The 14,189-nt window shown below is 69.9% G+C and carries 4 protein-coding genes and 1 pseudogene; 3 read left to right on the plus strand and 2 right to left on the minus strand.

Annotation, left to right across the window (positions count from 1 at the left end; genetic code table 11):
* Nucleotides 1-75: 75 nt before the first annotated feature.
* Nucleotides 76-1,209 carry a helix-turn-helix transcriptional regulator gene (locus WME82_RS22300; RefSeq protein ID WP_438044435.1) on the minus strand — a complete coding sequence of 378 codons (1,134 nt, stop codon included), beginning with the start codon at nucleotides 1,207-1,209 and terminating at the stop codon, nucleotides 76-78.
* On the opposite strand from WME82_RS22300, the gene WME82_RS22305 reads away from it, so the two are divergent.
* Nucleotides 1,189-1,650, plus strand: a complete 462-nt coding sequence (locus WME82_RS22305) for a hypothetical protein (protein WP_438044436.1) — start codon at nucleotides 1,189-1,191, stop codon at nucleotides 1,648-1,650. The genes WME82_RS22300 and WME82_RS22305 overlap by 21 nt on opposite strands.
* Before the next feature lie 453 nt (nucleotides 1,651-2,103).
* Here WME82_RS22305 and WME82_RS22310 read toward each other — a convergent pair.
* Nucleotides 2,104-2,673: pseudogene (locus WME82_RS22310) on the minus strand (integrase core domain-containing protein); the annotation flags it as partial.
* 288 nt (nucleotides 2,674-2,961) lie between these two features.
* On the opposite strand from WME82_RS22310, the gene WME82_RS22315 reads away from it, so the two are divergent.
* On the plus strand, nucleotides 2,962-6,033 hold the full coding sequence (locus WME82_RS22315) for a LamG-like jellyroll fold domain-containing protein (RefSeq protein ID WP_438044437.1): 3,072 nt from the start codon (nucleotides 2,962-2,964) through the stop codon (nucleotides 6,031-6,033).
* A 47-nt stretch (nucleotides 6,034-6,080) separates the two neighbouring features.
* Nucleotides 6,081-14,147 carry a LamG-like jellyroll fold domain-containing protein gene (locus WME82_RS22320; RefSeq protein WP_438044438.1) on the plus strand — a complete coding sequence of 2,689 codons (8,067 nt, stop codon included), beginning with the start codon at nucleotides 6,081-6,083 and terminating at the stop codon, nucleotides 14,145-14,147.
* Nucleotides 14,148-14,189 lie beyond the last annotated feature (42 nt).

Consider the following 14,189-nt stretch of genomic DNA (forward strand, 5'->3'; position numbering starts at 1 on the left):
CGGGGCGCGCGGCGGGCTTGAATCTGCGCGCCAATCGTCGGCCGCAGCGCGCGCGCACCGCGCCGTGGGCGCGTGCTAGCGCGTGCGCGCGACCGCGCGGTACGCGCTCGGCGGCATGCCCGACGCGGCGCGGAACTCGCGCGCCAGGTGGGCCGCGTCGCTGAACCCGTACGCGTGCGCGATCTCGGTGAGCGGCCGAAGCGAGCCGGCGATCGCGACGGTGGCGTCGCGCATGCGCACGCGGCGCGCGAGCGCCGAAGCAGTGGTGCCGTGTGCCGCGAGCCGGCGTTGCAGCGTGCGGACCGACTGGCGCGTGGCGTGCGCGAGGCCCTGCGGCGTCCACGGCGCGTGCGGCTCGCGCGCGATCGCCGCGAGCGTGGCGGCGACCGGGTCGTCCGCGGCGCTCGGTGGGTGCAACGTCTGGCGCGCGGACGGCGCCGGCGCGGTCCGGCGCGACCACGCGAGGCGGAGCGCGACCGGCGGCTCGGCAAGCGACGCGGGCCCGAGCCAATGGGCGTCGCAGGCGAGCTCGCGCCACGGTCCGCGCGCGGCGCGCGCCGCGACGACGAGCTCGCCGTGGCCCATCCGGCGCAGCAACGCGGCGAGCACCCCGGTGATCATCACGGTCTGGCTCGCGGGGGCAAGCGCGCCGGCGTACGGCTGCGCCGCGAGCTCTAGGGCGCCGGCGCCGTCGAGCGCGAACCACGTCTGGTGGCGCACGCCCCACGCGCGCTCGAGCGCGCTCCAGCGATGCGCGAGCTGCGCCACGCTCGCGGCGCTCTCGAGCAGGTAGAGCGTCGGCGAGAAGGTCAGCGCGTCGAGCCCGTCGCCCAGCGCGAAGACGGCGCCGAGCCCACCGACGCGTGCGCGCTCCGCGACGAGCGCCCGCAGCGGCGCCGCGGGGCTGAGGGCCTGCAGGGCGGGGTCGGGCGCGCGCGCGACGTGCGCGTCGCGCGCGCGGACGCGCTGCGCGAGGTGGAGCAGCTGCAGGCTGACATTCTGCGACACGGCGTGTGGGCACAGCGACAGGCGTGTGGCCGGCCGCGCGCGAGTGTGGCACCTGCGCGCGCGGGCCGCCACGGTCGCGCGCCCGCGAGGGCGAAGGGCGCGCGCGCTAACCTCTCCCTCCTGGGCGATCTCTCGCCGCCCGAGCGCGATATCGCCTTCGGCGCGCCCGCAGGCTGTGGAGTGAAGAATGGGGATCTGCACGTCCTCGCGGCGCTCAGCGGCACGGTGGACTTCGGAGGCGCCCTCGCCGCGAGCTCTGGTATCGCTGTCGCGAAGCTCGACTCCGGCGGACAGCACGTCTGGAGCAGGCAATTCGGCGACGGCATGAGCGTGGTCCATCACCAGATCGCGGTGGACGTTCAGGGCAACGCCGTGCTGACGGGCAGCTTCGACGGCACGCTCGACTTCGGCAACGGGCCTATCGGCAGCAGCGACGGCGCCGTGGAAGAGGCGTTCGTCGCCAAGCTCGACCCCACGGGGACGCGCTCTGGAGCCGATACTTCAGCGGCGCCGGAGCGCAGTTCGGATGGGATATCGACACAGATCCCGGGGGCAACGTCTTCGTTCTCGGCGGATTCGAGGGCACGGTCGATTTCGGAGACGGCCCGATCTCCGCCCAGATGCGCGATGTCTTCCTTCTGAAGCTCTCGCCCTGATCTGTGCCTTCACAAATAGGACACCCAAACAGGTACGCAGGAGGGTCGCGGGGGCTGCGCAGGAGCCACGCAATCGTACGATAGGACACCAAAGCACGTGCGCAGGAGGGTCGCGGGGGCTGCGCAGGAGGACGCCGAGGCCGCCCAGGAGGGCCGCCCGGGCCGCGCAGCAGCATCGCCGGGGCTGCCCAGGAGGGCGCCGAGGCCGCCCAGGTGTACGAGCGGAGCCCTGGTGACACTTCTGACCTGGAGCTGCGGTGACACTTCCTTGAGCCACGGGGCCCCTGCTCCGGGAGGACTGGAAACAGGGACCGGATCCTCGTCGACGCGACACGCTCGCCGCACTTTCTCGGACCGCCTGGATCTATAACACGAACCGCTCCCCGAGGTCGCGGTACACACGAGCCTCTCCTCATGCTCCGGCGTGAGTTCGCGCAGGTCACCGCGCTCTGGCCAGCTTCAGCTCCTTGTTCTCGAGGGTGACCTGCGCGAGCAGGATCGGGCCGTAGTACAGCTCCCAGACGTCATCGGCGATCGGAGTCAGCCCCACGGGCTCGCCGGCGAGCAGTGTGGAGACGTTGGTCTGCGCGCCCCCGAACAACATCCGTCCTTGCTCGTCCAGGCGTCGAACGGCCATCGTGTCCGGGTACTCCGGCGACGAGGGCTTGCTCGGCATCGAGCGGCGCGAGGGCGTGTAGCGCGAAGCCGGCGTCCTTTGGCCGAGCGCCTCGTGCGGACGCTGATCATTGTACTCGTGCCGAAACCGGTCGAAGACGCGCTGCTGCGCTGCCAAGTTGGCTTCTGGCGGCGATGTCGCCTCCGCCTTCAACGTCTTGTGCATTCGCTCGTGGCGGCCGTTCTGCTGCGGCTTACCGGGCTCGATCCGCTCGGGATGAATGCCGAGCTTGATCCAGCTGACCGAGAGCGCCGAGAGCCTACCGATGCCCATCGTGGCGAACGGCGGGCCGTTGTCCGAGCGGATGCGATGCGGCAGCCCGAACTCGCGGAAGCCCCCTGTCGCCACGTCACCCGTCGGCACGTGAGCCCGTCGCTCAGCTCCCGCGCCGTTACGGCCTTGGTTAGGTCCTCGCTGTCACGACCGACCGGCAGCACGCGCAGCGTCTCGCTGACACCCACGGCGTAGTCGAGCGCCCACGCCCGAAGCGTGGCGCAAATTTTGACCAAGAAATCAACGCAATGGTAGGAGCCCTCTCGGAGATATGGTAGCGTCGGGCGATGCTTAGGGTGCGTCGCTCGAGCGACGCGTACGATGTTGCGCCTCGAGGGGGGTATGCGCATGGGTTCATCAGCCGTTCAGCTCCAAGGAGGCGCCTTCCTGGCCGCCCCCAACAACGCCGCCTATGATTTCGGCACCGGCGATTTTACGCTCGAGGCCTGGATCAACACCCACGCCTCCGGGACCATCCTCTCGCGCAAGGGCTCTCAGGGCGGCGGCAGCAACCTCGGCGGATACCTGCTCGTATTGCAGCAGTCCGGTGCGCTCAAGTTCGCCACCGACAACGGCTTCGGATACTACGAGATCATCACCGGCGCCGCGGGCGTGCAAGACGACCAATGGCATCACGTCGCCGCCGTCCGCGCCGGCGCGACCCTGCAGATCTACGTCGACAGCCGGCTGGTGCCGGCAACGTCCGGCGGGAACGCGACGCCCCCGCTCAATGTCAACAACGACCAGCGGCAGGTCATCGGCGCCACCGACCAGCAGCAGGAGCCGTTCAATCGCTTCACCGGCCTCGTCGCGGAGGCCCGGGTCTGGAACGTCGCGCGGAGCCAGGGGGACCTGCTGCGAAACCTCTACGGTCCGCTCCGCGGCGACGAGCCCGGCCTCGTCGGTTATTGGCGGCTCGACGGCGACGGCGCCGACAGCTCCCCGACCCACAACCCCGCGACCGCGCAGGGCACGGTCCAGTACTCGAGCCCCGGCTCGCCGACCTCGACGTCCGCGCCGACATCGCTCTCGCTGGCCAGCCAGGGCTTCGCCGCCGTCCCTGCCAATGGCGCCTACAGCGTCGGCACCGGCGACTTCACCGTGCAGGCCTGGTTCAGGACCACCGGCACGGGCACCCTGATCTCGCGCAAGAGCACCGGCGGGGGCGGTAACGAGGGTGGCTTCCTGCTCGTGCTCAAGCCCCGCGGGGTGTTCAAGCTCGCCACCGACAACGGCTTCGGATACTTCGAGATCAACACCCCCGCCACGAGCGCGGCCGACGGCGCGTGGCACTTCGTTTCGGCGACCCGGCAGGGGGGCGGCTTTCAGGTCTACCTCGACGGCCAGCTCCTCGGCGGCACCACCGGCGGCAACGCCACCCCGCCGCTCAACATCAATAACGGCGAGCGCCTCCTGATCGGCGCGACCGACCAGGCCCAGGAGCCCTACCGCTACTTCACCGGCGAGCTCGGCCAGGTCCGCTTCTTCAACGCCGCGCGCAGCCAGACCCAGGTCATCGGCGACATGTACACCGCCCTCAACGCCCGCGAGCCCGGGCTGGTGGGCGCCTGGCCTTTCGCACAGGGCGACGCCGCCGACACCTCGTCGACGCGCAACCCCGCCAGCCTGAGCGGCGCGGCGACATTCGACAGCGTCGGCCCGGCGCTCCTGCTGCCGGCGTGGCCCGTCGCGCTGCTGACCCCCGGCAACGCTGCGGCCTCCAGCCGCGCCGTCCCCGTGAGCACAACGACGCTGTGGTCGGGCTCCGCCGGTGAGGTGCGCGGCGGGCCCGTCATCGACGCCAGGGGCAACATCTACGTCGGCGACGGGAACAGCAAGTTGTATTGCTTCACCCCGACCGGGGTGCTGCGCTGGACCTACGACGGCAGCTACCCCTTCTATCCGACGCAGTGCATCGGCCCCGACGGGACCATCTACGCCACTTCGGACCGCATCGAGGCGCTCACGCCGAACAAGTCCCTGCTGTGGACCTACCACCGCAACGACATCGGCATGATCATCGCCCAGCCGGCGAAGCTCAGCCGCAACGCCGACGCCCTGTACTTCCTCGCCAATAGCTCCACCGGCCAGGGCGACCGACTGATCGCCCTGCGCACCTCGGACGGCGGCTTCTTGTGGGAGAAGACCTTCACCAGCGGCCGCAGCGCGGCGACCCCCGGCGTCGGACTCGACGGCACCGTCTACATCGGCTCCGGGGAGTCGGTGCTCTACGCGCTCAACCCCAATGACGGCAGCGTCAAATGGCAGTACCAGGCCGTCGCCACGGGCGATCACAGCGGGATCAGCGGACCGACCGCCGTCGACGGCAGCGGTAACGTCTACTTCTGCCGCTACGGCAACCCGCCGGGCGACAACAAGGTCTTCTCCCTCACCTCCGCCGGCGCGCTCCGCTGGTCCTTCGGCACCGGACACTACCTGGCCAACCCGTGCTCCGTGACGGTCGGCCCGAACGGCGTGATCTACGCCGGCTTCTACGGGATGGTCGCCATCAATGCGCAGGGCCAGAAGCTGTGGGAGAGCGACACGTCCGGCAATGTCGGCATCTACCCTGGCCCTGCAGCCATCGACGCCAGCGGGGCCGTCGTCTTCGGCACCTCGAGCGGGCTCTACGCATACACGTCTCTGGGGACGAAGATCTGGCAGGTGACTCCCGCCGCCTCCAGCGCGGCGCCGACGCTGACCGCCGACGGCTACATTGTATATACGGGGGGGAGCGCCGCGCTCGTCGCCCTGCGCGGGCCGACGGGCATCACCCTGGCCCCGGTCCTCGGCCAGGTCACGTACGACGGCACCAACGTCCGCGCGTCCTGGTCGGCGGTGAGCCAGCCCGGCGTCACCGGATACCGCCTCGACGTCCTCGAGAACGGCGCCTCGATCGCCCACGCCGATACTTCCACCACCTCCGGCGAGATCGCCGTCTCCCTCGATCCCGCCAGGATCTACACCGTCGTCGTCCGCGCCACCGGCACCAACACCCAGGGACCTGCCAGCGCGCCCGTCCGCGTCATCGTCGCCGCCCCGGTCGGCCTCCGCCTGGTGTGGAACGGGACCGCCTTCGTCGCCACCTGGAGCGCCGTGGCCGAACCTCCGGTGAATGGATACACCGCAGAGCTCAGCAAGAACGGCGCGCCGCTGGAGACCCGACAGACCGCCTCGCTGTCCACGTCCTTCGCCGCGCCGCTCGCGTTCGGGGCGACGTACACGGTCGTCGTGCGCGCGCGAGGCGACGCCACCGTCGGCCCCTGGAGCGCGCCGGCGTCCGGGCCCGCGACGCGCTCGGTTGTCTACACCCACGACGACCTCGGCCGCCTCGAGACCGCGAGCGACACCAACACGACGACCTACACCTACGATGATTTGGGCAACATCACCGGTCGCACCACGAGCGCCGGCACCTGAGCGCCACGCCCCATCGACGATTGCCCGCCCTCTCGCCAGGAGCCTCCATGTCCACTCCGCCGGTCCCCACATTCACTCTGGCCTACCAGAGCACCCAGCTCCCGCCGACCCAGGTCTTCGCGTTCGACGGCGCCGCCTCCGTGACCCAGTCGGACATGACCAACTTCCCGACCGACGGCCTCACTCTCTCGTTTTGGGTGAACACGACCCAGAGCGACGCCAAGGCGGTGCTCTTCACGTATGACCAGGGGACCGACAACAGCCGGCGGCTCTACCTGCGCAATCCGACCTCGCTCGAGATCGGCTTCGGCGCCTCGTCGACCGGACCGACCGGCCTGGCGATCCACGACGGGCGATGGCACCAGGTCGCCATCACTGTCTCCCCCGCCGACCGCACGCACTACCGGGTGCGCGTCTACGTCGATGGCTTCCTCGGCTACCAGAGCCTGGGCGCCGTGTCGTTCGCCGCGGGTCAAGGGTTGGAGACCGGCGGCGCGCTGGTGCTGGGCCGAGGCGACGGCAGCAGCAACGAGGTGAACTTCGACGGCGCGATGAGCGAGCTGCGCCTATGGTCGGGGATCCGCAGCGCGGACCAGATCGTCACGCAGATGGAGGAGCGGCTCACGGGGAGCGAGCCCGGCCTGCTCCTCCACTGGGCCCTCGAGGACGCGCAGACGTCCGGCACGATCGTGGGCGGCGGCTTCGTGGCCTCCACCCTTCAATTCCGCCAGAACGCCCTGTTCGTCACCGTCACCGACTTCACCGCCGACGGCACTTACACCGCGCGCATTGAGCAGCTCGACGGCGAGCGCTCGGTCAGCACCACCAGTTTCTCCGAATCGCCGCACGCCATCGCGTCCCCGACCATCCACCGCGCGCTCTCCATTCGCCTCAAGGTCTCGGTGGCGGGCGAAGAGAGCGCCTACAGCCCCGCCCAGCAGCTCGTCGCGCTGAACCTGGGCCCCGCGTCGCCCCGCCCGTTCACCTATACGCAGTCGCCGGAGTCGCTGACCGCCGCATGGAGCGCGGTCGACCAGGCGCCGCAGTATCAGCTCACCCTGGTCCAGGACGGCACACCGCAGACACCGACGCAGCAGAGCGGGACGACCCTCGACATGACCGCCCAGCTCACCAGCAACAGCGTCTGGGGGCTCATCGTCCAGGGCCTCAGCGACGTCAACTTCGGCCCCGCGAACACCCCCGCGCCCCTGACCGCACCGGCGCTCGAGTTCGAGTTCGTCGGCGACGGCGGATCGAGCGGCACCCTCGACGCGTCCTGGGCCGCCGTCACCGGCGCCGAGGCCTACTACCTCGAGGTCTACAAGCGGACCGCCACCCAGCCCGAGACCTGGTCGAAGGTATATTCGACGTGGGTCACCTCGACCTCCGTCTCGATCACCGCGGCCGAGGTCCCCACCGCCGAGGGCGAGGTGTTCAAGGCCCGGGTCCGCCCGCTGGGCGGCGCCAGCGTCGGCGCGTGGAGCCCCGAGCAGCAGGTCACCATCGTCCAGCTCGCGCGACCGATCCTCGGCTGGCAATGGGACGGCGTCGCGCACACCCTTGCCGTCACCTGGGACGAGGTGTCGCCGGGAGCGACGTATCGCCTGCGCATCTTCCAGGACGGGGGCACCACCCCGATCGTCGATCAGTCCGGCCTGACCACGCGCAGCCGCGACGTCACCAGCTACCTGTCCCAGGCGCACGTCTACACCATCAAGGTCAACGCGACGAAGGACGGCTCCCAGGGGCCGGCCAACACTGTGGAGACGCCCCCGGCCCTGGCCCCCACCTTCATCTACGACAACGTCACGGGCCAGCTCGCCGCGCGCTGGACCTCGGCCCCGAACGTCTACCTCTCGGTGACGCAAGGGGCCGGGGCCGCCGACCAGCAATTCTTCGACGCCGCCACCACCACCTATTCGGTCCCCCCGCCCAATGGCGGCTTCGTCGAGGGCACGCAATACGACCTCGCGATCCGCGGCCTCGCCCAGGGCACCATCGCCGATCCGACCCAGACCTCGACCACCATCCACAACCTCGCCGCGCCCGTCGTCACCTTCGGCTACACCGAAAGCCCCGAAGCGCTCACCGCGTCGTGGGACGACATCCGCACCCAGGCCCAAAAAGACGCCGGCCTCGAGGTCACTTACCGCGTCGTCATCACCATCGGCGGCGCCGCGCAGGCGCCGGTCGAGCAATCGACGCGCACCTTCGACATGACGACCTGGCTGGCCATGAGCCAGAGCGCCGTCGTCACCATTCAGGTCACCGGCCTCGCCCAGGGCTCGTCGGGCCGGCCCAGCACGATCGTCCAGCCCGGCGACATCCCGCTCGCGCTGACCTATGACGACGACACCGGCGCCCTCACGGCCTCGTGGACAGCCGGCGTCCCCGTGTACCTGCAAGTCCACAAGCAGGGCGCCGAGACCCAGGTGGTGAAGCACTACGCCCCGGCTCGCGACACCAGCTACGTGGTCTCACCGCCGGGCGGCATCCAGGTCGGCGACGTGTGGATCTGCAAAGCGAAGTCCTTGCCCGAGGGCAGCATCAGCGCGCCCCAGCAGGCCCAGGCCACCGTGCTCGATCTCGCCGCGCCCACGCTCGCCTTCGACGACGCCGCCGGCCTCGCCGTCACGTGGGGCGACATTCGCACCCAGGCCCAGAAGGACGCCGGCCTCGCGGTCACGTACACCGCATTTCTCTATCGTGGCACCACGCTCATCGACACCACCCCCGACATCCCGAACACCGACGCGGGCCGCCGCTACGCCGTGAACGTCGATTGGAGCGCGAGCGAGACCTACACCGCGAAGGTGCGGGGCGTGGCCCAGGGCACGCTGGGGCGGACGAGCACGCCGCCTGCCGTCGGCGCGGCCACCGTCAGCGCGCCCACCTTCGCCGTCAGCACGAGCCAGGTCCACGCCAGTTGGTCGGCGGCAACCGGCGCCACCCTCTATCACCTCCGCCTCGTCAAGGTCAGCGGCAGCGCGGTGGTGCACGAGGAGACGCTGAGCGGCACCGACTCGACCTTCACCATCAGCGCCACCACCGGCGAGGAGCTCGCGGCGCAGGTGCGCTCGTTGGGCGGCGGCTTCATCACGACCCCCGCCGCCGGCGCCGCGACCTTGACCACGTACCCCAACATGGTCGCGCCGGTGCCCAACACCCCCGTCATCGACGTCGCCGGCGGCAGCGTGTCGATGAGCTGGAGCTTCGACGATTCGCTGTACCCGGCCGACAGCGTCACCTACCACGCGACGCTCTCCGGCGCCGCCACGGCGAGCCAGGACGTCTCCGCCAAGTCGGTCGCCTTCACCGGGCTCGACGTCACCGCTGGCGACGCCTTCACCGTCACCGTCCAGGCCCGCGCTCGCGGCTCCCAGGGCCCCACCGCCTCGGCCCAGGCCACCGCCAGCGCCCCGCCCAAGGTCACCGGCGTCAGCGCCTCGTCGGACACCTCCTCGGTGATCGACGTGCGCTGGAACTCGGTCGGCGTCGGCGGCGCGACCTACACCGTCCGGATCACCGGCCCGAGCAGCTACGACCGCAGCTTCTCCGGCGGCACCGGCACCTCGGTGTCCCTCTCCCAGAGCACGACCCGCGTCGAGGGCGGCAAGACCTACTCCGTCACCGTCGCGGCCACAGCGAACAACCTCACGGGCCCCGCCAGCGACGCCTCTTCGGTGACCGTCGGCCAGACCCAGCCCGTCGGCCCCGGCGGCCAGACCAACAACCCCTCGAGCGGCGACCCCATCAACCTCGCCACCGGCACCTTCTCCTACGACGACGTGGGCCTCGCCTTCGCCAGATCGAGCGCCCTGATCTTCCGCGTCTACTACAACACCTATACGCCCATCCACGCCGAGAACCCCTTCTACGACGGCAAGCCCATGGGCAACCGGTGGAACCACAGCCTCAACACCCGGCTGTCCATCGACACGACCAACAAGAAGCTCTACTTGCTGTGGGGGCACGGCCGGGTCGACGTCTTCACGATCCCCTCGAGCGTCACCGGCCCCTACACCATGGACGGCGTCTACAACGGCACCACCCTGTCGCTGGGCGCCGATCTCGTCTACACTGTCACCGAGCGCGACGGCACCCGCCACCTTTTCGACACCAGCGGGCAGCGCACGCGGACGATCTCGCTGATCGGCAACACGGTCTCGTACACGTACGCTGGCGGCCGCCTGCACCGGGCCACCGACGACGCCTCTGGCCGCTGGTTCGAGCTCTCCTACGACGGCGACGGGCGCGTGCAGGGCGTCACCGACAGCGCCGGCCGCAGCATCTCCTACCATTACACGAACGGCGACCTGACCAGCTCTGTCGACGCGCGGGGCTCGACCCGGCTCTACACCTACTGGACCGACCGGGGCCTCGGCGGGCTCTCGCTGCTGAAGACCGCGACCGACCAGAACAATCACGTCTTCCTCTACAACGAATACACCGCCTCCACGAGCGGCGACAAAACGATCTACCGGGTGACCTTCCAGCAGGACGCGAACGCCTGGGCGGCGGCGCCGGCCGGCTCGCCGGGCGCCTACGGCATCTCCATCGATTACCAGGAGCTCCGCGCGGACGGCCAGGATCTCGTTCAGGCCACCGTCGTCGACGGCATGGGCTTCCAGTCCGTCTACCGCAGCGTCAAGGCCAACGGCAACATGCTCACTGAGCTCACGACGCTGACCGGCGGCGCGATCCGCAAGGTCACCCACACCTACGACGCGTTCAACAGCCGCCTCACCGACACCGCGTACGAGGGCCCGGCCGACCTCGAGCCCACGCGCGTTGGCAATACCGTCACCAACACCTACGACAGCGACCTCAACCTGCTGACCGTCTCCTATCCCGCGCCGATCGGCCAGGTGCGGGCCTGCACGTACAACGACGCGAACCAGCTGCTCACGGACACCGATCACCTGGGCAACACCACCATCTACGCCTATTACGGCGACGGCACGCTGCACACGATCACCGATCCGCTCGGCCGGATCACCCGATTCACCTACTACCCTGGGCCCATCAAGGGGCTGGTGGAGACCGTCACCGGGCCCCTCGGCGAGGTGACCACGTACACGTATCAGGGTGATCTGGTGCACACCGTCACGGGCCCCGACAACAGCAAGATCACCTACGGGCACAACGACCTGACCCAGACGACCTCCGAGGAGCTCCGCGACGCCCAAGGCAACCTCGTGCGGACCCGGTCCTACGCATACAACGTCATGGACTTCCGCGAGCAGGCGGCCGTCATGTTCGCCGGTCAGCCCGCCGCGCAGGCCTACACCACGGTCGACACGCCGACGCCGCTCAACCAGCTGTCCTCGCGCACCGACGCCCGCGGGAACACGACCGGGTACACCTATTGGCCTGGCCTCCAGCTCCACACGATCACGTATCCGCTCGCCTCGGGCATTCAGTCGGTGACCACGTGCGGCTACGACAGGAACAACAACCTCGCGTCCGTGCGCCTCTCGCCCACCGTGGTCACCGGCTACACCTGGGACGCCGTCGGCCGGCAGGTCAGCCACACCGACCCCAACACGTCGACCTGGACCATCACCTACGGCATGCTGTTCAGCGGCGCCGCGCCCTATCCGACTACCGTCACCACCACCTGGCCGCCGCCGCGACAGGGCGACCCGACCGTCACCGAGGTCGTGGTCAAGGACGTGCTCGGTCGCGTCCTCGCCACGACGGACCGCGCCACGAAGACCACCACCCTGACCTGGACCACGCGGGCCGACCCGGCGACCGGCACGACGCAGCAGGTGCTGACGACCACGTTCCCCCAGGCCGATCCCGACGACCCCGCCACGCAGTACACGACCGAGCAGGTGTTCGACGCCCTGGGTCGACTGGTGTCGATCACCAACGAGGCTCGAAAGACCTCGACGATCACCTACGTCGACGACGCGCAGGCGCACCAGCAGGTGGTGACCTCGACCGACCCGCTCGGCCACAAGCTCATCCTCACCCTCGATCCCAGGCAGCGCGTCGTCAAGCAGGTGGTGGGCAAGGACAGACTCACCCGCGAGACTCGCTACCAATACGACCCGCTGGATCGCCTCACCCAGGTCGTGGAGGTGACGGCCAATGGCGACGTCCAGACCCTCTACACATTCAGCTACGACCCGAACAGTCAGCAAGTCCGCATGAGCATCACCGCGCCCGGCGCCGCCGCGGGGCACGTGCTGTCGTACGACGGCCTCGGGCACATCGTCGCCGACACCGATCCGGCCGGGCACGCGATCACCTACGGCTATCACCCGCGGGGTCTGCTGCACACGGTCACCCGCGCCAACGGCACCAGCCTGACCTACGACTTCGACGACGCGGGCCGCTTCCACAAGCTCACGTTCACCGACAACACGGTGCTCACCCAGGTGCTCGACGCCAACGGCAACCGCACCTCCACCACCCTCGCGGGGCAGACGGTACTCACCCGCACCTTCGACGCCTGGAACCGGCTGCGCACCCGCACCGACGCCCGTGGCGCGGTCGTCGGGAGCACGTGGACCGTGCTCGACGACCTCGACACGCTCACCTACCCCGACGGCGGTGCTGCCCCCAGGACCGTGCAGTACGTCCACGACAACCTGCGTCGGATCAAGCGCGTCACGGACTGGGCCACGCGGGTCACTCGTTACACATACACCCCGACCGGACAGCTATTCACCGCGCAATACCCCAACGGCTGCGCCACCACGTTCCACGTCGACGACGCCAACCGCTTCACGGGCCTGACGAACACCGGCCCCGTGCCTGGCGGCGGCACTCAGGTGCTGTCCGCGACTTCCTACATCCTGAACGCGCTGGGTCAGGTCGACGTGGCCGAAGAGCTGCTGCCGATCGCCCCCCAGACCGCGGCCAGCAGCACCTCCCTCACCTACAACGACTCGAGCGAGCTCGCCACGATCGATGGGCAATCGCTGACCTACGACGACGCCGGCAACACGACCTCGCTGCCTGGCGTCGCCGTCATCGAGCACGACGATTACAACCTGCTGACGCGTTACGGCGCCGACCAATACGGCTACGACGCCGACGCGCTGCGTGAGACGGCGACCGTCGGGGGCGTGACCACGCGGTACATCCAATTCCCCGGCGCCTACCAGGCCCCGTGGCTCGATCAGGCGGACCCGAGCCGCGCCATCCTCCGCGCGTCCACCATCCGCGACCTCGCCGGCACGCTCGGCCTGTCTCCCGCGTTCGCCGGTGACATCGAGCCCGTGCCATTCGCGCGCTCCCTGCCGCGGTTGCTGCAGACCACCGACGCGCAGGGACAGGCGCTCGCGCGCTTCATCCACGGCGTCGGCCTCCTCGCCCACGAGACCGCCGGCGGCGACTATCGCCTGTACCTCTTCGACCCCAATGGCAACACCGTGGCGCTGACCGACGCGCAGGGCCAGGTGATCGGGCGCTTCGCCTACACGCCGTTCGGCGAGCTCGCCGCCCAGGACGGCGAGGTCCCGCCATTCTTGTTCAACGGTCGAGACGGCGTGCTCACCGACGCCAACGGCCTGTGCGACATGCGAGCCCGCCGCTACCGCCCCGCCCAGCTCCGCTTTCTCGAGCGGGACTTCCTGCTCGGCGACCTCCATGTCCCGCAGAGCCTCAACCCGTACGCCTACGTCATCGGCGACCCGCTTCAGCTCGTCGACCCGCTCGGCCTCAACCACTCCACCGGCTGGTGGATCGGCGTCGGCATCGGCATCGGGGCGGGCGTTGGCGCCGTCGTCGGCGGCATCGTCGGCGGCATCTCCGGCGGGCTCTCCGGCGGCGTCGCGGGGGCCATCGGCGGCGCGCTTGGCGGGATCATCGGCGGCGCGATCGGGGGTGGCGTCGGCGGCGCTGTCGGCGGCGTCGTCGGCGGCACCGTCGGCGCCGGCGTCGGTGGAGGCCTGTCCGGTGGCCTCACCGCGACGAGGATCGGCAGCAGCGTCGCGCAGGGCCTGATCCGCGCGAGCCGGTTTTTCAACTCCCAACGCCTCTACAACGCCGGCTCCTTCCTCCGGGGCGTCCCCCGGGGCTACAACGCCGCCTCCAGCGTCGAGCTGTCCGCCAGCGAGGATCTGCCTTCGACCGCGATCGAGCTGGTCAATCTCTAGATGTCGTAGCTCCAGGCCCTCGATCCCGGATTACCCACACTT

The organism is Sorangium sp. So ce128, assembly GCF_051525245.1.
Classification (GTDB): Bacteria; Myxococcota_A; Polyangia; order Polyangiales; family Polyangiaceae; genus Sorangium; species Sorangium cellulosum_B.